This window comes from Acidimicrobiales bacterium, assembly GCA_040219085.1.
GTDB lineage: Bacteria > Actinomycetota > Acidimicrobiia > Acidimicrobiales > JAVJTC01 > JAVJTC01.
The window spans coordinates 1-19,311 of the sequence record JAVJTC010000031.1; the positions used below are offsets into that span (position 1 = coordinate 1).

Genomic DNA, 19,311 nt, shown 5'->3' on the forward strand with positions numbered 1-19,311 from the left:
GCACGATCTTGAGCAGACGATTCCCCTCATCGTTGGTGATCTCTCGAACCCGGACGCGTTCAGCCATACCCACATCCAACGCGACTTCGACACTCAAGTGGTGGACGCGCCACCCCCGACGTTGCCGGTCACGGCACTAGGTTCTCCCGATGGCATTCGCCTTCGATGCCGAGCTGTTCGAGTGGGACGCACGTACCGACGCCTCCTGGGTGTTCGCCATGGTGCCGGTCGAGGTGGCCGAGGAGATCCGGGACATGACCCCTCCCCGTCGGGGTTTCGGCTCGGTGCGCGTGCATGTGCGCATCGGCGGGAGCGAGTGGCTGACATCGGTGTTCCCCGACTCCGGATCGGGCTCCTATGTGCTGCCCGTCAAGAATCCCGTCCGAAAGGCCGAGAACATCGAGGTCGGTGACACGGTCGCAGTCGAGCTCGAAGTGGTGCTCGCTGACCTGTAGGTCCTACTCCGTCGCTGCCCGGCGCTCGTTCAGGATGTCGATGGCGTGATCGAGGGCCCAGGGGGCGTCGTGGCGTGCGCCCTCCCGTAGCCATTCGTCCACCGATTCACTGCCGGCGGCGGCGATGGCAGCTCCACGCACCGCCTCGACACGGTCGGACTCCGCGCCGTACGTCGATTTCACCGCCGAGCTCGAGAGCGCACCGGCGATCCTCATCGCCGGCTCCGTCATCCCGGCGTTCACCATCGCCTCGATCAGGTTACGAAGCGTCGTGACGGCATGGGTGAGGCTCTGAGTCCGCCGGTACTCCTCGAGGAGCGGAACGAACGCGTCGAGGGGAGCGTCGCTCGCGCGGGTCGCAGCGGCGAGGGAGGAGACGTTGGACACGCTGACGACGAAGAGACTGCCGACCGAGGTCCCGAGCTCGATGGCTCGGCGGTAGGCATCGGTCGCTGGCGCAATTCGGCCGGCGGCTGCCAGGACCTCGCCTTCGGTGTATGCGATCCATGCCGCGCTCGTCGGGCTCAGTTCGGTCACGGTGTTCAGTCGTTCGAAGGCCGCTTCGCCCTCGCCGACCTGGCCGTCGTAGACGAAGGACAACACCTCGGTGGAGACACCCAGACTGCGGATCATCGCGTCATCGCAATGCTCACCCAGCTCCAGGAGTAGCGCCGCATGGTGATGCGCTGCGTCCAGGTCGCCGCTGTAGAGGCCGATGTTGGCGAGTGTGTCGTAGGCGAACCCCACGACACGCAGGTCCGTACTGTTCGCCGCCTGCTCAGCGAGGTGTCGGGACCTGGTGAAGTCGCCACGATTCGATGCTTCGGCGGCGAGCGCGGCGAAAGCGGCGAGCCTCGCCGGCTCAGCCAGATCGGGGAGTTCCGCGAGAGCACCGGCCCACGCGTTGGGCTCCGCCCATGGTCGCTCGTGGGCGTACCGCAACAACGCGGCGGTCAGTTCTCCCGCCAGCACGGTGTCGTGGGTTCGTGCCCAGGCGTGAGCTGCTCGGATCTCGGCGGTGAGCGCCTCGAGACGCGCTGTCGCGACGGGTTCGTCCACGGTGCGGATGAGGCGGTCGCATGTCGTGACGGTCACCGCGACGTGGCGGGCGTGGGCGGCTGCGACATCGGGCGGGCGGCGCTTCTCTGCGTACGCACGGACTGTCTCCAGAAGCCGGTACGTGGTCGGGCTCCTCGTTGTGTCGGCCACTGCGAGTGACTTGTCGACGAGTCCGGCGAGGGGGCCCATCGCGAGTTCGGCGGCTTCGCCAGCGGCGACAGCAGCGATATCGGTGATCGTGACCGGCCCCGAGAAGACCGACATCGTGGTCAACAGGTCGCGCTCGGTGCCGGTGAGAAGGCTCTCGGACCAACCGATCAGTTCGTCGATGGTGCTGTGCCGGGCGACCGCGGCCCGGTCGGCTGAGCCGAGGAGGTCGAGTCGACTCGTGAGGAGGTCGGCGAGCTCTGACACACCGATCGTCGGGAGACGGGCCGCGGCCATCTCGATGGCCAACGGGAGCCGGTCGATCGCATGGAGTATCCGGTTCACGTCCACTTCGTCACCGACGCCCCACGAGAAGTCCGGCTGGGTCAGGCGTGCCCTGGCGAGCAGGAGCTGCTGTGCCGCGGTCTCACCGAGCGGAGCCAGCGGCCACACCTGCTCGGCCGGAACGCCGAGGCGTTCGCGGCTCGTCGCCAAGAGCCGCACGGTGCCGTTCCGGGCGAGGATCCCCGCGACGAGCCTGCCGACCTCGGCGATGAGGTGCTCGCAGTTGTCCAGCAGGATGACAGCATCGAGCGCCGCCACCGCAGCGATGAGGGCGTCGCTGGTGCGGGCGTCCACCAGTCCCGTGTCGCGGCGTAGGACGTGGATCAGGCTCGCCGGGTCGCTGGTGTGCGCGAGCTCCACGACCCGAACCCCATCGGCGTGCTGGTCCCCTGATCGACCGATCAGCTCCCGGGCCAACGTCGTCTTGCCGACACCACCGGGGCCCACCAGCGTGACGAGCTTCGACGTGTGGACGAGGCCGGCTGCCTCTGCGAGGTCGACGTCGCGCCCGACGAGCGCCGCATGTGCATCCACCTCGGCCCGAGCGGTTCGCGGCCGCAGGTCCTCCACGGCGTCGGCCACGAACCGGTACCCGCGCCCGCGGAAATTCCTGATCACCGTCTGGCGGGTGCCGTTGTCGCCGAGCGCCTGACGGACCTCCTTGATGCGGGTGGTCAGGGCCGACTCCGATACGAACTGGTCGCCCCACACCTCATCGAGCAGTTCGGCCTTGGGGACGACGCGCTCGCGGTGGGCCAGCAGATGTACGAGGAGATCGAAGGCCTGCGGCTCGAGGTGCTGCTCCACGCCGTCCCGTTCGACGACGCGGGCGCCGACGTCGACGGAGTAGTCACCGAAACGGAGCATTCCCAACAGTTTGTCCCGCTTCACCGCGGCCCGCAGGCGACGATCCTCAGAGAATCCGGACACGGCCCTCAAGCTCCTCAGTCGGCGCTTCTCCACGATGGCAGTGCTCGCAACACGGCGAGCAGGAGAAGAGGAGAATCCGATGAGAGTGGGAGCGCTGCCCACCCTGCCCAGCACCGCCGGGATCGCGGAGGTGGACGCTGCGATCGAAGAGGTCGGAGCTGTGATCGTCGACGGGCTCATCGCCGCGGCAACCGTCCGCCGGATGAGCGACGACCTCAGCCCGTGGGTCGACGGCACCCCGGCCGGGAGTCGCAGCGGCGACCCCGAGTGGGAGGAGTTCCACGGCGCCACGACGGTCCGCGTGAACGGAATCCTGGCCAAGACGCCGGCCTTCGTCGACATCTGCCTCGACGACACCATCCTCGGTGTCGCCGACAACCGTCTCATCCCCGACGGGGGGGCGACCCAGATCAGCGACACCCAGCTCATCGCGATCGGCCCCGGTGAGTCCGCCCAGTACCTCCACCGCGACCAGAGCGGCTGGCCCTGGTTCAACCGGCACCTCCCCGACGGCCCCGAGATCACGGTCATCGCGATGTTGGCCGTCACCGACTGCACAGCCGAGAACGGCGCGACGCGTGTCGTCCCGGGTAGCCACCTCCGGGCCGACTCCATCGGCCTGTACGACCCGGCGAACTCGCTTCCGGCCGAGATGTCCGCGGGATCGGTGCTGTTGTTCAGCGGCAAGACCGTCCACGGTGGCGGCGCCAACCACTCCGTGGACCAGTGGCGTCAGGCCCTCCACCTCAGCTACCTGCAGGGGTGGCTGAGGCCGGAGGAGGCACACGCCTATTCGATTCCCCCCGAAGTCGGAGCGGCCCTTCCCCGGCGGGCCCAGGAGCTCTTCGGGTTCGCGGAGTACAACCCGGCCCCGTGCGGCGGTGGCCGCCTCTGGCTCGTCGACTTCGAGGATCCCGCCCGTCTGTTCACCCATCCCCGCCCGACCAACCCGATTCCCCAGATGACCGCAGGTGAGTACGCCTTCGGTGAAAGGACCCCTTCATGAGCACCCGTTTCGTCACAAGCCCGGTCGGCTCTGCCGACTCCGCCACCCACCGCCTGCCGCAACTGGACGGGCGCGTCTTCATCAGTGAGGCCGGCTTCGAGACCGATCTGGTCTTCAACCACGGCATCGACCTGCCCCACTTCGCGACCTTCCCGCTCCTGGAGTCGCCGGAGCACCGAGACACCATCCGCCGCTACTACCAGGCGGTGATCGACATAGGCCGACGTGACGGCACCGGTGTGGTCATCGAGACGCTCACCTGGCGGGCACATTCCGACTGGGGCGCCCTGCTCGGCTACGACGCGGGAGCCCTCGAGCGGGTCAACCGCGACGCGGTCACGCTCTTCGTCGAGTTGCGTGCGGCCAACCCCGACACGGCGGTGGTCGTCAGCGGCAACCTCGGTCCTCGCGGCGACGGGTACGCCATCGCGGACGCCATGAGCGCCTCAGAGGCAGCGAAGTACCACCATCCACAGGTCCGGTCCCTCGCGGCCGCCGGTCCCGATCTCGTCTCCGCCTTCACGATCAACTACGCCGACGAGGCGACCGGGATCGTGATGGCAGCCGTCAGCGAAGACGTGCCCGTCGTCATCTCGTTCACCGTCGAGACCGACGGCCGGCTGCCCTCCGGTCAGTCGCTGGCAGCGGCGATCGAGCAGGTCGACGCGGCCACCGACGGCGCAGCGGCTTACTTCATGGTGAACTGCGCCCACCCCAGCCACTTCCTCCACGTCCTCGACACGCCCGGCCCCTGGTACCGCCTCCGCGGGGTCCGCGCCAACGCGTCGACGAAGAGCCACGAGGAACTCGACAACTCCACAGAGCTCGATCGGGGCGACGAGACGGCCCTGGTCGACGGCTACCTCCGGATCGCGGACCGGCTCCCACACCTCGCGGTCACCGGCGGATGCTGTGGCACCGACCTGGCCCACCTCGACCTGATCAGTGCGGCATTCGCCGGGCGCCCGAGCACGAGACCCGAGCCGTCGTGAGCGGCCTGAGCTTTCCGGTGGAGGAACACGCGGTTCCGGCCCACCCGAGGGCCGACGACCGCAGGCTCGGCGAGCTCCCCTGCCACCAGGGCGAGTGAACTGTAGAACCCGCGCTCAGGCGCCGGCCACGAGAGCTGGTGCTACGGCTCCTTCGAGGGCTTGGCCCCGCACAAGTTGGTTTCGTGTGTGGAGCTCGGCCACCCGGCGACGCAGGTCGAGCAGCGTTGCCGCCTGCTCGGCCAGGGCGGTCAACAGGTCCAGGTCGTCGTCGCTGAAGGTGCGTGGCGCGGTGTCCAACACGCAGAGGGTTCCCAGCGCGAGTCCTTCCCGGCTGCAGATCGGGATGCCGGCGTAGGCGCGGATGTTGGGGGGTCCGGTGACGAAGGGGTTGGTGCAGAAGCGGTCGTCCAGTTCTGTGTCGGGGATGACGAACGGCTGGTCGGGGACTTCGATGGCGTGTGAACAGAAGGCGATGCCGCGCGGCGTTTCCGTGACGTCCACGCCGATGCTCGCCTTGAACCATTGGCGCTGGGCGTCGACGAGCGAGATCAGCGCGATCGGTGTCCCCAGCAACCGGGAGGCCAACCGAGCGAGAGAGTCGAACGCGTTCTCGTGGTCCGTATCGAGGACCCTGCAGGCTTCGAGAGCTGCGAGACGAAGCCTCTCGTTCCCTCCGGCCGGGATGACGGGACGAACCGCATCGCCCTGTCGACGTGCTCGAATGAACTCATCGAGTTGGACGGCGTGCCCGAGTAGCCATCCTTGCCCGAGACGGCACTCGAGCGCCACCAGCTGAGCCCGTTGGGATTCGGTTTCGACACCTTCGGCGATGACCCTCACCCCGAGCTCCCGTCCGAGGCCGATCACCGAGCGAATGATTGCGGTGTCGCTGACGTTGACGCCGAGACCCCTGACGAAGGACATGTCGATCTTGAGCGCATCCACTGAGAGTCGCGTCAGATACTGCAAGCTGGCATAGCCGGTGCCGAAGTCATCGATGGCCAGGCGCACACCGAGATCGTGTAGGCGATGCAGAGACTCGATGGCACGGTCATCGACCAGCACGCCTTCGGTCACCTCGATCCACAACCGATGTGCGTCCAGGCCGGCGGCCTCCAGGACTTCCGCCACGCATTCAACGACATCGGGGTGGTGTAGCTGCGTCGCCGAGACGTTGACCGTCAAGTCGACGTCGATCCCGCTCCGATGTATCTCGACTATCCCGGCGCAGGATCTCTGCAACACCCATGCCCCGAGTTCGTCGATCAGGCCGTGACGTTCTGCCAGGGGGATGAACGTTCCTGGGGAGATGGCCCCACGCACCGGGTGGTCCCACCGTGCGAGCGCTTCGACCTTGCGGATCCGCTCAGAGTCCAGATCGAAGATCGGCTGGTAGGCGACGTAGATCGCCCCCGAGTCCATGGCTTCGCGAAGGTCCGCAGCGAACGACTCTTCGTCGCGCCAATCCGGTAGCAGTGGGGGGTCCATCGCTGGTGGCGAGGTGGTGCGAAGATCGTGGATCTGATGGTCTGCTCCGCCTCTGCGTTTGACCGCGTACATCGCGACGTCTGCTCTGGTGATGAGCTCATCGGTGATGTCCGCGCCCGCGCCGGCGAAGGCGATCCCGACGCTTGCTGTGATCGCGATGGGGCGACCGAAGATCGAGAACGGTGGCTTGAAGGACGCGCCGATCCGCTCGGCGAGATCCTCCACATCCTTGGGCGAGCTGATGTTCTCGCAGAACAGGACGAACTCGTCTCCTGAAACTCGAGCGAGTGTGTCGCCATCGCGAATCAAGTGGCTGAGCCGATCGCTGACGGCGCGGAGTAGCGCGTCGCCGGCGTGATGGCCGTGCTGGTCGTTCACGTCCTTGAAGCGGTCGAGGTCGACGAAGAGTACGGCCGCCTTCGTGTGGGACCGTTTCGCCAGGTCAGAGGCGTGAGTGAGGCGCTCCTGAAGTAGCTGTCGGTTGGGCAGTCCGGTGAGAGGGTCGTGCAGCGAACTGTGGCGGACCGACTCCAGGTCTTGGTTGGCCTCCTCCCGTGCTCGTGCGTTGAGGAGATAGGCGGCGGTGACATCGGCCAGCGTCTGCGCTGTGTCCATGTCGTGCTCGTCGAGTGGGCCGGGGCTGGTTCTGTACAGGTCGAGCGCGCCGATCCGAACGTCGCCATGTCGCAGCGGGAACGTGAACACGGCTCCGAGACCAGCCGTGCTTGCGAGGGGCGAGAAACGTGGGAACCGGCCGTCAGTTGCCACGTCTGGGACGGCGACCGCCTCGCCGGTTTGGTACGCCTCGAGGCAGGGTCCCTCTCCGACCTCGGACTGCAGTTGCTCGAACCGCAACGCAGACGCGTCGGAGGCCGCGATGTATTCCGCCTTTCTGTCGTCCGAGATGAGGGTCACACCCGCAGCGGTGATGGGCAAGACCCCGACGATCCGTTGCACCAGGTGGTCGAGGATCTTCTGGATCGGGAAATCGGTGATGACGGTGCGCGCGAACTCGCTGAGAACTGCAGAGAGATTCTGTTCGTCGGCCATAGGCCGTCCCTTCCACATGCCGCGCGGGGTCAGGGGACGGCGAACTGAATTTACAGATTCACATATCAGCCTATATGGGATCGGACACCGTTTCTTGTCACCGACTCCGTCTATGCCTCGACCACGAGCTGCGCCGGCGAGATGGTGAACATCCCGCTCACGCCGGCTGGCAGTGAGCGGCGATCCGTGACTGCGGCACTAACCGTGCTCAGAGGGGTGGAGCTCCCCCGGCTGTTCGGCGGGGAAGTCGACGGTGACCTCCAGTCCACCATCGGGACCGTCGCCCAGGCTCAGGCCGCCTCCCGAGGCCGTCGCGAGGCTCGTTGCGATGGCGAGGCCGAGGCCGGTGCCGGGGCGGTTCGTGTCGCCGCGCCAGAAGCGTCGCAGCGCGCGCGCCTTGTCGTCGTCGGTCAGGCCGGGTCCCTGGTCGGTAACGACGAGGCTGTGCTCTTCGACGCCGGGGTGGATGGACACGGTGACGGTGGTACCCGCGGGCGAGATGTCCACCGCGTTGTCCAGCACGTTGTCGAGGATCTGTTCGATCGCACCGGGGACGGCCATGACCATCAGGGACGGCTGATCGGACTGCAGCGCGAGGCGGACGTCGGCTCCCTCGGCCACGGCGCTCCAGGTGTCGACCCTCTCGGCGGCGATGGCGGCGAGGTCGTGAGGGACAGATGTGTCGTGACGGTCGGCGCGGGCGAGCTGCAACAGGTCGGTCACGAGGGTCGACAGGCGGGTGATCTCCTCGATAGCCGCTTCGATCTGCGCCCCGTCGGTGGTGCCGTCGGGGTCGGCCTGGAGGTTCTCGAGTCTGAGTCGGAGCCCCGTGAGGGGAGTGCGGAGCTGGTGTGAGGCGTCGGCGACGAAGGCCCGCTGTTCGTCGATCATCGCCGCGAGCTGCCGTGCCATCGTCGACATGGTCTCGGAGAGCTCGCGGAGCTCGGGTGGTCCTTCTGCGGCGGCCGGCTCGATACTGAGGTCTCCGCTGCCGAAGCGACGGGCGGTGGCGTTGAGGCGGCGCAGTGGCAATGTCACGGAACGGGCGATGAGCCAGCCGACCAGGCCCATCGCGGCGAGGACCACGAGACCGATGCTCGCGAGTCCCCACCAGAAGCGGTGTACGTGTTCATCCACCTCGGAGGTGTCGAGGGTGATCCGCAGGGCGCCGTGCACGGTGCCGCTCGACGCGACGGGTACCGCGACATAGAGCAGTTCGGTGCCGAGGGTCTCCGACGGGCGCGTGCCCGTGGAGCGTTCGCCCGTGAGAGCGGTGGCGATCTCCGGGCGTGTCGCGAAGTCCCGGGGGGCCGGTTGGCCGGTGTCGACGACGGAGATCCCTCGTGCGTCGACCACGACGACCCGCGCTCCCGTCCGCGCTTCGTAGCGCTGCGCGGGGAGTGGGTCGGGGGTGCGCCCTGCCTCGAGGTCGTCCTCGTAGATGGAGGCGATGACCGATGCGTCGCGCTCGACGTCGGCGGTGAGGCGTTCGAGTTCCCGTTGGGCGTAGAAGACGGCGAACGGCACTTCGAGAAGGACCAGGACGACGACGGTGATCGCCAGGTAGCTGACCACGAGACGTCTGGTCATGGAGGATCGGTGGGGAGCTCGACCAGTCGGTAGCCGACCGATCGGACGGTCTCGATCAGATCGGGGAGCAGCTTCTTGCGCAGTGATGCGACGTGGACGTCGAGCGTCTTCGTCGATCCCCACCAGTGCTCGTCCCACACGTCGTGGATGAGCTGTTCGCGGCTGCGGACGGCGCCGGCATCGGAGGCGAGGAACACGAGGAGGTCGTACTCCTTGGGCGTGAGCTCGACATGGTCACCCGCGAACTCCACGGTCCTGCTGCGTTGGTCGATGTGTAGCGGTCCGACGACAAGTTCATCTGTGGTGTGGGAACTCTCCGTCGAGTTGGCGCGGCGGGTGACCGCCCGGATCCTGGCGACGAGTTCACGGAAGCCGAACGGCTTGACGACGTAGTCGTCGGCGCCGAGTTCGAGGAGCATGACACGGTCGATCTCGTCGCCGCGGGCCGAGACCACGATGATCGGCACGCTGGTCGTCGATCGGAGCCGCTGACACACGACGCGTCCCTCGAGGTCGGGAAGACCGAGGTCGAGCAGTACCAGATCGACAGGCGTAGCAGCCAGCGCCTCGGCGCCGGTCGCCGCCACCTCGACCTCGAATCCCTCGCGGGTGAGGCCGTCCCGCAGCGGCCCCGAGATCGACGGATCGTCTTCCACGACCAGGATTCTCATGGCGAGAGCATGCCGCGGCCCCGACATGGCCGACAGGGCAGACGGTCATCTTTGCCAAACGCTTACCTCCGGCTGGCCACCCTCTGGTGGGCACGTCTCTACGTTGAGCACATGACTTCTCCACAGCCCTCAAAGCCCACCGGATGGTTCTCGGGCCGCACACGGCTCGTCACGATCGTGTCCGTCTTCGCGGTCGTCCTCGCCGGTGCGACAGCCGTCAGCGCCAACATCGGCATCCTCGACAACGCATCCGACAGTCCGGTCGGGAACGTCTCGGCCGCCGGCGACCTGACGACGCCCTCCGCGCAGGTGGTCGACGTCTACCTCCCGGACACTTCCGCGGCCGAGCCGTCGACGTCCACGTCGGTCGCCGACGCGGACGGCGTGCAGGAATTCGCCGTCGACACCGCCGGGACCGTCGCGGTCGCGACGACGGATGCCGGAGTGCGTCTCGAGTGGGTGGCGCCGGCACCCGGTTGGAGCTGGAACCTCGCACAGAGCGACCCGTCAACGTTGACGGTCACCATGACCGACGGGTCGCGGGCCCTCGACTTCACCGCTGTCTCGAACGCCGACGGCACCATCACGGCGAGCGTGAGCGAGCGGGCGGGTGCACCCGTGGCCGCTACCACCCCCTACGACGACGATCACGACGATGAGTACGACGACGAGCACGACGACGAGTACGACGACTACGAGGACGAGTACGAACACAGAGAGTACGAAGGGCGTGAGGACGATGACTGAGCCGGCTTCTCATCGGGCACGGGTCGAAGAGCTGCAGCGACGCAGGGCCCAGTCGTCCCGCTCCGGTGGCGAGGGACAGCCGGCCGGCACCGGACGCTCCACAGGGGCGCGACGCGAGGGTGCCGCTCAGCGGTCCAAGATCGCTGCGGCAGGTTTCGGCTTCGCCGCCATGCTCGGTCTCGTCGCCGCCCTGGGTTACGCGAACCGGGAGACGTCCTCGTCTGCGCAGCCCCTGATCACGACGCCGGCCACTCCCGCCCAGGTGGTGGTCGTCATCCACCCCGCCGACGCGACGGACGCGGCCACTGTCGTCGGAGGAACGTCGGAAGCTGTGCCGGCATCGCCAGGCCAGCCGATCGTGTTGAGCGCAGAGCCGGCGGTCCGGCAGGCCAGCGTGGCCCAGGCCCCGACGGTTCGTCAGGCCCCCGTGTCGCAGGCGCCGACGGGGCAGACCAATGGCAGTCGCTGAGATCCACAGCCGGGTGATGGCCAGCCGGCTGCATCTCATCGCCTCAGACCCGACCGACGGCGGGCCGGCCGGTCGAGTCGATGCAGCTCTGAGGGATGTCGTCTCCTACCTACGCCACCTCGAGGATCGCTGGAGCAGGTTCATCCCCACCAGCGACATCAGCCGCATCAACGCACTCGGTCCGACCGGCGGTGGAGTGCTCAGCGTCGACCCGTCGACGTTGACCCTGTTGGGGGCGATGATCGAGGGCTACCAGGTGACCGCGGGTCGGTTCGACCCGACCGTGTTGAGGGCCGTCATCGCCGAGGGGTACTCCGCCAGTCACCTCGACCCAGACCTTGTGTGCCAGGTGCCTGCGGCGACGATGTGGGCGTCGGCGTCACTGCACGACCTGGAACTCGACCCGTGCGCGAACACCGTGACGGTCCCGGCCGGCCTCGTCGTCGACCCCGGAGGCATCGGCAAGGGTCTGGCGGCCGACCTCGCGGTCGCCCGCCTCCTCGACGCCGGCGTGGCCGGGGCAATGGTCGAGATCGGAGGAGACCTCGCGATGGGTGGCGTGCCGGTCGACCCCGCCGGCTGGCTGGTAGACGTCGAGCACCCCGATCCCGCCGACGGGCTGCTCTGCGCTCTCGCCATCAGCGGCGGAGGCGTCGCAACGTCGAGCACCCGCTCGCGTCGCTGGACACGTGACGGCGTCGAACGCCATCACCAGATCGACCCGGTCACCGAGCGGTCCTCGTCGACCGATCTCGACGCTGTCACGGTCATCGCCTCAGCAGCGTGGCTGGCCGAGGTGCACGCCACCGCCGCACTCGCGGCAGGCTCCGGCGATGCCGTCGCCTACCTGGACGGACATGGACTCAGTGGAATCGCCGTCCCACGGGCCTCGGCCGGATGCAGCGTCCTGAGCACCGGTGATCTCGCCGGGATCGACATGCGGCCACGGAGCGGTGCGCGATGAATCCGGAGTTCTGGTGGTACCTCACGCGCTCGTCGGGGATGATCGCCTGGCTGATGCTCACCGCGTCGGTGATCTGGGGAATCCTCCTCTCCACGAAGGCGTTCCCCAACCATCGGCATCCGACCTGGCTACTGGCGATGCACCGTTGGCTGGCCGGGCTCACGATGTCGTTCCTCGCGATCCACCTGGCGTCCCTGGTCGCCGACAGCTACGTGTCGTTCGGACTCGCGGATCTCGCCGTCCCCTACGCGTCTGAATGGAAGCCCGGGGCCGTCGCTCTCGGGGTCCTCGGCATGTGGCTCCTCGTCGCGGTGCAACTGACCTCGTTGGCGATGCGACGCCTCCCGCGTCGCTTCTGGCGGGTCGTGCACCTCACCAGCTACCTGGCGTTCTGGCTCACGAGCATGCACGCCGCCTTCGCCGGGACCGACTCCACCTCGTGGCTGTACCGGGGCGGCGCAGCGGCCTCGATCCTCGCCGTCGCCTTCGCGCTCATGTACCGGGTGGCGAATCGACGAGCGGTGCGTCGCGCCGAACGGTCGGCCTCCGCACGGGACGCCGTTCCTGTGAACACGGCCATCTCCGACGGCTCCGTCTCCACTGGCCCTTAGGGTTCCGATCGCGCTCGACCGACGGTGCGGAAGGTAGAACGTCTCGATGCCCGTCGGACATGGAGTCATAGATCGCTCCCGTGCTCGCCGGGGGCGTCGTGGAGCCTGACACCGTGCTGCTCCTCGCCGGTGCAGGTGTCGCCGCGGGAGGGATCAACGCGATCGCCGGTGGTGGCTCACTCGTCACGTTCCCGGCGCTCGTGGCCTCGGGCCTGCCGACGCTCGACGCGAACGTGACCAACACGGTGGCCGTCTGGGGGACGTCCTCCCCCCACGGTGGGACGGGTCGACCGGTAACGGACGCGACCCTGGCCACCCGGCTGTCGCCGGGTGGCCAGGAAGGGGCGGGACTTCGGTCCCGGGCGCCGTTCAGGCGGACCGGACGGCGTCGAGGACAGCGATACGGGCGGCTCTCCGGGCCGGGAGAGCCGCGGCGATCGTTCCTGCGAGCAGGGCGCCCACGGTGACAGCGACCAGGGCGCCGGCCGGGACGACGGGCGATGCGAGCCCGTCGTCGACGAGCGTCGTGAGCAGCGCCCAGGTGAACCCGATGCCCATCGCCATGCCGAGCAGCGTGCCGAACAGCGCGATCGCGATGGACTCGAGCCGGATGGACCGACGCAGCTGCCGTCGACTCATGCCGACCGCCCGCAAGACCCCGAGTTCACGGGTGCGCTCGTGGACCGACAACCCGACGGTCGTCGCGATCCCCAGCACGGCGATCACCACGGCCAGGCCGAGGAAGCCGAGCACCACGGTCAGCACCATGTCGAGCGAGCCCGCAAGCGAAGCTGCGTATCCGTCGACGGTGTCCACCGTCACCGTCGGAGCGGTGGACAGAATCGACTCGACCGTGGCAAGTGCGTCGGATGGGGCGTCGACGAAGACCAGGCGATCGAGGTCATCGCCGTGGGGGGCCACCGTGTCGTAGGGGGCGATCACGGGTGGTAGGGCGGTGGTCTCCTCGAAGATGGCTCCCACCACGGCCAACTGGGATACCCCGTCGGCGAAGGTCATCTCGACCGTGTCACCGACCGACCAGCCCCGATCCTCTGCCACACGATCGCCGATCGCGAGCCCCGCTGGACCGAGGTCACCATCGACCAGGTTCAGGCGGATCATTCCGGTCGCCGCCGGGAGGTCCAGTCCGGCGACGTCGGCCGCCTCGCCGTCGAGCAGTGCCATCGTGATCTGCATGGGCACGGCTCTCACGTCGTCGAGAGCGTCGATCGAACCGGCGATGCCAGTCGGGAACCCGGGGTTCATGCCAACCGGTCGTAGCACCTGATCGGCCGTCAACACGTCGTCGACGTCGCCACTCAACGTCGCCTTGGCCGTCGAGGCGAACATCGAGGCACCGACGACCAACATCACGCCGATCGTCAGTGCTGCGGCGGTGGCGGCTGACCTTCTCGGGTTCCGTGTCGCGTTGGCCGCGGCCAGTCGGCCGCTGGCGCCGAGTCGGCGCATCGGCACCGCGAGCGCGCCGGTGACCGGGCGAACGAGCACCGGACCCAGCGCAAGCACGGCGAGCAACGTTGCGAGACTGCCGAGGCCCACGGTCGAGGCGGCACCCCCAGAGGCGCCGCTGACGAGCGCAGCGATGCCGGCGACTCCGAGCGCGGAACCGATGGCGACCCGTCGGCGGGACGTGTCGAGACGCTCGATGCTCGCGTCCCGCATGGCGTCGACCGGAGCGACCGAAGCGGCCCGTCGAGCGGGCACGACCGCGGCAGCGACGGTGACGACGATGCCGGCCGCCATCGAGACGGCAACGGTCGAGGGAGCCACGATCAGTGCTCGGGACGGGAACTCCAGCCCGGTCGCGCTGAAGACCTTCGTGAGAGCGGTGGCCACCCCGAGGCCGGCGACGAGACCCAGCGCGGCGGCGACGGCGCCGAGAATTCCGGCCTCGAGGAAGACGGAACCGAGCACCTGGCGCCGGCTCGCTCCGATGGCCCGGACGAGGGCGAGTTCCCTGGTGCGCTGGGCGATGGTGATTGTGAACGTGTTGGCGATCGTGAACGAACCGACGAACAACGCGATCGCACCGAAGGCCAAGAGCACGGTCTCGATCAGCTCGATCGAGTCGTCGACCTCGTTCTGCAACTCGTCGACGAACTCGGAACCCGACAGGACCTGGGCGTCCGGGGTCGCAGCCGAGATGGCGGTGGCGAGTTCGGCCTCGGTCGTGGTGTCGTCGGCGCCGACGAGGATCCAGTCGACGGCCCCGGGCTCGGCGAGCCGGGTGGCAGCGTCGCTGTCGTGGAAGAAGGCGAACGCCGTGTCGCCGAGCGAGCTGCCCCCGTCGAGTTCGGAGAGCCCGACGATCCTGAAGGACTCACGACCTGCGACCGTGATCAGGTCCACGGTGTCGCCCACGTCGAGTTCGGCGTGGTCCGCCGTGTCCGAGTCGAGGACGACCTCGCCGCCGGAGCGTGGAGCGGTGCCGTCGACGAGGTGGAACATCGTGAGGTCCGGGTCGGCGATCCAGTTCAATCCGACGCTCTGGCGCAGATCGAGTGCCTTCCCGTCCGCCCCGATGACCTGTGCGTACCCCTCCCAGTAGGGAGCCGCGGTGCGGACCCCGTCGATCGAGCGGACCGTCTCCAGAGTGTCGAACGGAACGGTCGCACGAGGGGAGAAGGAGTCATCGGGGTCGAGTCGGTCGCCGCGCACGACCGCGTCCACGCCCTCGCCGAGGTCGTCGATGGTGGACGAGAACGACGCGGACATCGTGTCCGCGAGGATCATCGTCCCCGCGGTGAAGGCCACGCCGAGAACGATCGCGATGGCGGTGGTGAGGAGTCGGAGCTTCTTGGCGAGCAGTGAGCGTAGGGAGAGGCGGAACATGGTGGATCCTTCGTCGATGTGTGGGTGGAGAAGAAAGGTGGTCAGTTGCCGAGCCGCTTCATGCGGTCGAGCACCTGGTCAGGGCTGGGCGAGGACATCGCGTCGACGATGCGGCCGTCGGCGAGGAAGACGATGCGGTCCGCGTAGGAAGCGGCGACCGGATCGTGGGTGACCATGACGACCGTCTGGCCGAGTTCGCGCACGGCGGATCGGAGAAACGACAGCACCTCGGCGCCGGCGTGGCTGTCGAGATTCCCGGTCGGTTCGTCACCGAAGATGATCTCGGGTCGGTTGATGAGCGCGCGGGCGACGGCGACACGCTGTTGCTGACCGCCCGACAGTTCGGCCGGGCGGTGCCGGAGGCGGGAGCTGAGACCCACGGTCGAGACGACCATGTCGAACCAGTCGCGGTCGACCTTGCGGCCCGCAAGGTCGACGGGCAACACGATGTTCTCACCGGCGGTCAGGCTCGGCACCAGGTTGAACGCCTGGAAGATGAAGCCGATCTTGTCGCGCCGCAGGCGGGTCAGTTCCTTGTCGGACAGCGTCGACATCTCGACGCCGCCGATGTACACGCTTCCCGACGACACCGCGTCGAGACCGGCGACGGTCTGCATCAGGGTCGACTTCCCTGATCCGGATGGGCCCATGATGGCGGTGAAGCGACCACGCTCGAAGGACACGGTCACGCCGGCGAGGGCGTGCACGACCGCGGCGCCGGTGCCGTACGTCTTGACGACTTCCACTGCTTCGGCGGCGGCGACAGACGCCGTCGTGGAGGGCGGCGGGGGAAGCGTGGATGCACCTGGGTGGGTCGAGGTGAGCGACATGAGGATCTCCTTGTGGAATCGAGGTGTGGTCGGGCCGGTGTGGCCTCGATCCCAATGTGGTGATCCGCACGGGTCGCCGTCGTCCTTCCCGTGGGTGGTCTTCTGCCGTCGGCCGAAGGGGGAGTCGTGTCCTCCCAGAGGGGGACGACCACCGATGTCGTGCCCGGTACTTTCGATGTTCGATGATCGAACGGTTTCGAACAGACCGAGATGTGAACCGCGAACCCGTGTGGTTGACGGCCGATGCGGTCGTGGCCCTCGCGCTCGGCTTCCTGACGGTCTCTCAGATGACGTCCGACGCGGCGGTAGCCGAGTTCGGAGAGGTGGAAGGTCTGGGTTGGGTACTCGTGCTCGGCCCGACGGCGCTGCTTCTGGTCCGTCGCGTCGTGCCCGCAACCGCGCTCGCGGCCGCGGCAGTCCTCTACCTGCTCGCGGGGGTCGATCACGTGGAGGGCAACGCGCTGCTCGCCGCCTCGTTTCTCGCGTACACCGTCGCGGTGACCCGGCCGGTTCGCGATTCGGCGACGATCACAGCGGCGGCCGCCGTCCCGGTCTCGTTGACGGCCTTCTACGGTCCCGGTGGGATCGATCCTCTGGTCGTCCCGGTCAGCCTGTTCTTCTTCGGCATCGGCTGGGTAGTCGGTGTGCAGGTCCGCAAGAGTCAGATCCGCCAGCACGAGCTCGCGGAGAAGGCCGAAGCCACCCGCGAGGAGGTGGCCGAGATCGCGCGGCGTGCCGTGGCCGATGAGCGGCTGCGCATCGCCCGTGATCTCCACGACGCCGTCGGCCACGCCGTGAACGTGATGGTCATGCAGGCCGGCGCCGCGCGGCTCGCGTCGCGAGATGAACGGACCGCCCAGTCGCTGCACGACATCGAGCGCGTCGGTCGGTCCGCGCTGTCGGATCTCGACCGCATGCTGGGCCTGCTCGACCGCAGCGATGGAGATGGCGTACCCCTGGAGCCGACCCATGGCCTGGCCGACATCGCCCGTCTCGTCGAAGGCGTGCGGGCCACCGGTGCCGACGTCCACCTCGCGGACGGCTGTTCCGGCGTAATCGACCCCGCGATCGAGCGGCCGATCGGCGCGGCCGCCTACAGGATCGTGCAGGAGGCACTCACCAACGCCGTCAAGCACGCCGGACCTGCGCGTATCGAGGTGTCTCTGCGCTGCGACGACGACGAGATCGTCGTTTCGGTGGCCGACAACGGACGTGGAGCCGCAGCGGCGCCCACCGGTGTCGGCGGTCGGGGCATCGTCGGGATGAAAGAGCGTGTCAGCGTCCTCGGGGGACGCCTCAGCGCTCAACCCCGCGTCGGCGGCGGGTTCGCAGTGACTGCCCACCTTCCTCGGATGAAGGAGCGATGATGACCATCAGGGTGCTGATCGTCGACGACGACGTCCTCGTGCGCACCGGCTTGCGGATGATGATCGAGACCCAGGACGACCTCGAGGTCGTCGGTGAGGCGGGCGATGGGGCCGCCGGTGTCGATCTCGCCGACTCCCTGCGACCGGACGTGGTCCTGATGGACATCCGCATGCCGGGAATGGACGGTCTCGAGGCGACCCGTCGGATCACGGGTGCAGTCGCCGTCGACGACGACGGGCACTCCGATGCGCCGCGTGTGCTGGTGCTCACGACCTTCGAGCTCGACGAGTACGTCTATGAGGCGGTTCGCGCTGGCGCCAGCGGGTTCCTTCTCAAGCGCACTCCGCCCGAGGACCTCCTCGAGGGCCTCAGGGTGATCGCAGCCGGCGACGCCCTACTCGCCCCGTCGGTCACGAGGCGGCTGATGAGCGAGTTCAGCCGGGCCACCGCCGAGGGCCCGCAGCCGACGGACGTCACCAACCGCGAGCTCGATCAGCTCACCGAGCGCGAACGCGAGGTCCTCGTGCTGATGGCCCAGGGTCTGGCGAACAAGGAGATCGCGAGAGAGCTGTACGTAGCGGAGAGCACGGTCAAGACCCACGTGAAGCGGATCCTCATGAAGCTCGCGTTGCGGGACCGGGTCCACGCCGTCGTGTTCGCCTACGAGACCGGCCTCCTGGCGCCGGGGAGCGGCTGACCCGGCTGGTCAGAGAACCTCGACGCTCCAGGTCGAGGGTTCGACGAGCTCGCCCAGATGCACGTGCAGGCGCAGTGTCTCAGCGGCGCCGAGTTCCCGGTCCAGGCGGAACATCCGGTTACCCCAACTCGTGACGGGGCCGAGGGGTGACGTGGACAGGACCGTCTCGTCGTCGAAGCGGGCCTCGAACCAGACGCACGCCCCGTCGACGATCGCGTCGGCGGATGCCGTCCGCTCCACCACGTGGTCGATCGCGAGCTCCTCGACGCCTCCGAGCGTCGCGAGATCGAACTCGAGGATCGGTCGGGGCGTCCCGAGCGGGGACGAGACCGATCCGGGTCGGGCCCAGAACTGCTCGGCGCGGCCCGTGTCGAACCGGGCAGCGGCGGTCGAGTGCTCGACCGCGCTCAGGTTGAGCCCGTCGGGGAGTTCGATGTTCCAGAAACGGCGGACCCGCATGGATTCGTGCAGTGACACCGGCTCGACGAAGAGGGCGAACCTCGCGGGGAGGATGCGGCCGCCGGGTCGCAGCACCCGGTCCCGGAGATCGCGGACGTTCTCGAGCATGTTCTCGTTGAAGAGTTCGTCGCCCATCTGCTCGTGGAGAACGACGTCCACGGGCTCGGGGGGAGTGAACTCGCGGCTGTTGGCCTGCACGAACTCGATGTTCGTGACGCCGTTGTGCCGGGCGATCTCACGCGCGACCTCGATGAAGTCGGAGTGTTCGACGGCGTAGACCTTCGCCGCGCCGGCCCGGCTCGCCATCAGGGCCAGAAGACCGGTACCTGTGCCGAGGTCGACGACGACGTCGCCGGCCTCCACGTTGCGCCGGATGCCCCGGTGGTACGCGTCCACCCGGACCGAGTCGCTGAGCATCTCCTCGTGTTCGGCGAGGCCGGCGAAGTTGGTCTCGTTCATGAGGTCGTACACGACGCTCATGAGCCGGTCGCTCGCCGCGAACCGTTCCGCGCCGAACCGCAGCGTCGAGCGCAGAGCTCTGGTCGCGGCCTGCCGCGCCCGATCGATCATGGGGCGAAGG

Annotated in this window: 16 protein-coding genes; 9 read left to right on the forward strand and 7 right to left on the reverse strand. The window is 68.2% G+C overall.

Annotated features, from left to right (window positions below):
- Nucleotides 1–149: 149 nt before the first annotated feature.
- Nucleotides 150–455 (forward strand): DUF1905 domain-containing protein, encoded by a 306-nt coding sequence (locus tag RIE08_13620; protein ID MEQ8718643.1) that lies wholly within the window; start codon nucleotides 150–152, stop codon nucleotides 453–455.
- A 3-nt stretch (nucleotides 456–458) separates the two neighbouring features.
- Here RIE08_13620 and RIE08_13625 read toward each other — a convergent pair whose 3' ends face one another.
- Nucleotides 459–2,936, reverse strand: a complete 2,478-nt coding sequence (locus tag RIE08_13625; protein ID MEQ8718644.1) for a winged helix-turn-helix domain-containing protein — start codon at nucleotides 2,934–2,936, stop codon at nucleotides 459–461.
- A 79-nt stretch (nucleotides 2,937–3,015) separates the two neighbouring features.
- On the opposite strand from RIE08_13625, the gene RIE08_13630 reads away from it, so the two are divergent.
- A complete protein-coding gene (locus RIE08_13630; GenBank protein ID MEQ8718645.1) occupies nucleotides 3,016–3,942 on the forward strand; it encodes a phytanoyl-CoA dioxygenase family protein in 927 nt (308 codons plus the stop codon).
- Nucleotides 3,939–4,934, forward strand: a complete 996-nt coding sequence (locus RIE08_13635) for a homocysteine S-methyltransferase family protein (protein ID MEQ8718646.1) — start codon at nucleotides 3,939–3,941, stop codon at nucleotides 4,932–4,934. The genes RIE08_13630 and RIE08_13635 overlap by 4 nt, the downstream gene beginning before the upstream one ends.
- Nucleotides 4,935–5,048: 114 nt before the next feature.
- Here the strand turns inward: RIE08_13635 and RIE08_13640 are convergent, their stop codons facing one another.
- From RIE08_13640 to RIE08_13650, 3 genes are all read right to left on the reverse strand, one after another.
- Nucleotides 5,049–7,472: an EAL domain-containing protein gene (locus tag RIE08_13640; GenBank protein ID MEQ8718647.1), complete on the reverse strand. Its 2,424-nt coding sequence runs from the start codon at nucleotides 7,470–7,472 to the stop codon at nucleotides 5,049–5,051.
- A gap of 198 nt (nucleotides 7,473–7,670) precedes the next feature.
- Nucleotides 7,671–9,062 carry an ATP-binding protein gene (locus RIE08_13645; protein MEQ8718648.1) on the reverse strand — a complete coding sequence of 464 codons (1,392 nt, stop codon included), beginning with the start codon at nucleotides 9,060–9,062 and terminating at the stop codon, nucleotides 7,671–7,673.
- A complete protein-coding gene (locus tag RIE08_13650) occupies nucleotides 9,059–9,733 on the reverse strand; it encodes a response regulator transcription factor (protein MEQ8718649.1) in 675 nt (224 codons plus the stop codon). Before RIE08_13650 ends, RIE08_13645 begins: the two co-directional genes overlap by 4 nt.
- Nucleotides 9,734–9,844: 111 nt before the next feature.
- On the opposite strand from RIE08_13650, the gene RIE08_13655 reads away from it, so the two are divergent.
- The 4 genes from RIE08_13655 to RIE08_13670 are packed head-to-tail and all read left to right on the forward strand — an operon-like array spanning nucleotide 9,845 to nucleotide 12,524.
- Nucleotides 9,845–10,480, forward strand: a complete 636-nt coding sequence (locus RIE08_13655) for a hypothetical protein (protein MEQ8718650.1) — start codon at nucleotides 9,845–9,847, stop codon at nucleotides 10,478–10,480.
- Complete coding sequence (locus tag RIE08_13660; protein ID MEQ8718651.1) at nucleotides 10,464–10,949, forward strand: hypothetical protein; 486 nt, start codon at nucleotides 10,464–10,466, stop codon at nucleotides 10,947–10,949. Before RIE08_13655 ends, RIE08_13660 begins: the two co-directional genes overlap by 17 nt.
- The gene (locus RIE08_13665; GenBank protein ID MEQ8718652.1) at nucleotides 10,936–11,913 is read left to right on the forward strand and encodes an FAD:protein FMN transferase; all 978 of its coding nucleotides are present in this window, start codon (nucleotides 10,936–10,938) and stop codon (nucleotides 11,911–11,913) included. Before RIE08_13660 ends, RIE08_13665 begins: the two co-directional genes overlap by 14 nt.
- Nucleotides 11,910–12,524 (forward strand): ferric reductase-like transmembrane domain-containing protein, encoded by a 615-nt coding sequence (locus tag RIE08_13670; GenBank protein MEQ8718653.1) that lies wholly within the window; start codon nucleotides 11,910–11,912, stop codon nucleotides 12,522–12,524. Before RIE08_13665 ends, RIE08_13670 begins: the two co-directional genes overlap by 4 nt.
- Before the next feature lie 369 nt (nucleotides 12,525–12,893).
- Here the strand turns inward: RIE08_13670 and RIE08_13675 are convergent, their stop codons facing one another.
- Both RIE08_13675 and RIE08_13680 read right to left on the reverse strand, forming a co-directional pair.
- Nucleotides 12,894–15,377, reverse strand: a complete 2,484-nt coding sequence (locus tag RIE08_13675; protein ID MEQ8718654.1) for an FtsX-like permease family protein — start codon at nucleotides 15,375–15,377, stop codon at nucleotides 12,894–12,896.
- A gap of 41 nt (nucleotides 15,378–15,418) precedes the next feature.
- Nucleotides 15,419–16,207, reverse strand: coding sequence for an ABC transporter ATP-binding protein (locus RIE08_13680; protein ID MEQ8718655.1), 789 nt, complete (start codon nucleotides 16,205–16,207; stop codon nucleotides 15,419–15,421).
- Nucleotides 16,208–16,389: 182 nt separating this feature from the next.
- Here RIE08_13680 and RIE08_13685 point away from each other — a divergent pair, with 182 nt between their 5' ends.
- Together RIE08_13685 and RIE08_13690 are read left to right on the forward strand one after the other, a co-directional pair.
- Nucleotides 16,390–17,574, forward strand: a complete 1,185-nt coding sequence (locus tag RIE08_13685) for a sensor histidine kinase (GenBank protein ID MEQ8718656.1) — start codon at nucleotides 16,390–16,392, stop codon at nucleotides 17,572–17,574.
- Nucleotides 17,574–18,272 carry a response regulator transcription factor gene (locus tag RIE08_13690; GenBank protein ID MEQ8718657.1) on the forward strand — a complete coding sequence of 233 codons (699 nt, stop codon included), beginning with the start codon at nucleotides 17,574–17,576 and terminating at the stop codon, nucleotides 18,270–18,272. The genes RIE08_13685 and RIE08_13690 overlap by 1 nt, the downstream gene beginning before the upstream one ends.
- Before the next feature lie 9 nt (nucleotides 18,273–18,281).
- On the opposite strand, the gene RIE08_13695 is transcribed toward RIE08_13690, so the two are convergent.
- Entirely contained in the window at nucleotides 18,282–19,301 is a 1,020-nt protein-coding gene (locus RIE08_13695; protein ID MEQ8718658.1) for a class I SAM-dependent methyltransferase, read from the reverse strand.
- Nucleotides 19,302–19,311: the final 10 nt, after the last annotated feature.

What these genes read in the sequence shown, in the direction of transcription:
- RIE08_13620 (MEQ8718643.1), top strand. Translation starts at nt 150, where the DNA reads ATGGCATTCGCCTTCGATGCCGAGCTGTTCGAGTGGGACGCACGTACC.
- RIE08_13630 (MEQ8718645.1), top strand. Translation starts at nt 3,016, where the DNA reads ATGAGAGTGGGAGCGCTGCCCACCCTGCCCAGCACCGCCGGGATCGCG.
- RIE08_13635 (MEQ8718646.1), top strand. Translation starts at nt 3,939, where the DNA reads ATGAGCACCCGTTTCGTCACAAGCCCGGTCGGCTCTGCCGACTCCGCC.
- RIE08_13640 (MEQ8718647.1), bottom strand. Translation starts at nt 7,472, where the DNA reads ATGGCCGACGAACAGAATCTCTCTGCAGTTCTCAGCGAGTTCGCGCGC.
- RIE08_13645 (MEQ8718648.1), bottom strand. Translation starts at nt 9,062, where the DNA reads ATGACCAGACGTCTCGTGGTCAGCTACCTGGCGATCACCGTCGTCGTC.
- RIE08_13650 (MEQ8718649.1), bottom strand. Translation starts at nt 9,733, where the DNA reads ATGAGAATCCTGGTCGTGGAAGACGATCCGTCGATCTCGGGGCCGCTG.
- RIE08_13655 (MEQ8718650.1), top strand. Translation starts at nt 9,845, where the DNA reads ATGACTTCTCCACAGCCCTCAAAGCCCACCGGATGGTTCTCGGGCCGC.
- RIE08_13665 (MEQ8718652.1), top strand. Translation starts at nt 10,936, where the DNA reads ATGGCAGTCGCTGAGATCCACAGCCGGGTGATGGCCAGCCGGCTGCAT.
- RIE08_13670 (MEQ8718653.1), top strand. Translation starts at nt 11,910, where the DNA reads ATGAATCCGGAGTTCTGGTGGTACCTCACGCGCTCGTCGGGGATGATC.
- RIE08_13675 (MEQ8718654.1), bottom strand. Translation starts at nt 15,377, where the DNA reads ATGTTCCGCCTCTCCCTACGCTCACTGCTCGCCAAGAAGCTCCGACTC.
- RIE08_13680 (MEQ8718655.1), bottom strand. Translation starts at nt 16,207, where the DNA reads ATGTCGCTCACCTCGACCCACCCAGGTGCATCCACGCTTCCCCCGCCG.
- RIE08_13685 (MEQ8718656.1), top strand. Translation starts at nt 16,390, where the DNA reads ATGATCGAACGGTTTCGAACAGACCGAGATGTGAACCGCGAACCCGTG.
- RIE08_13690 (MEQ8718657.1), top strand. Translation starts at nt 17,574, where the DNA reads ATGACCATCAGGGTGCTGATCGTCGACGACGACGTCCTCGTGCGCACC.
- RIE08_13695 (MEQ8718658.1), bottom strand. Translation starts at nt 19,301, where the DNA reads ATGATCGATCGGGCGCGGCAGGCCGCGACCAGAGCTCTGCGCTCGACG.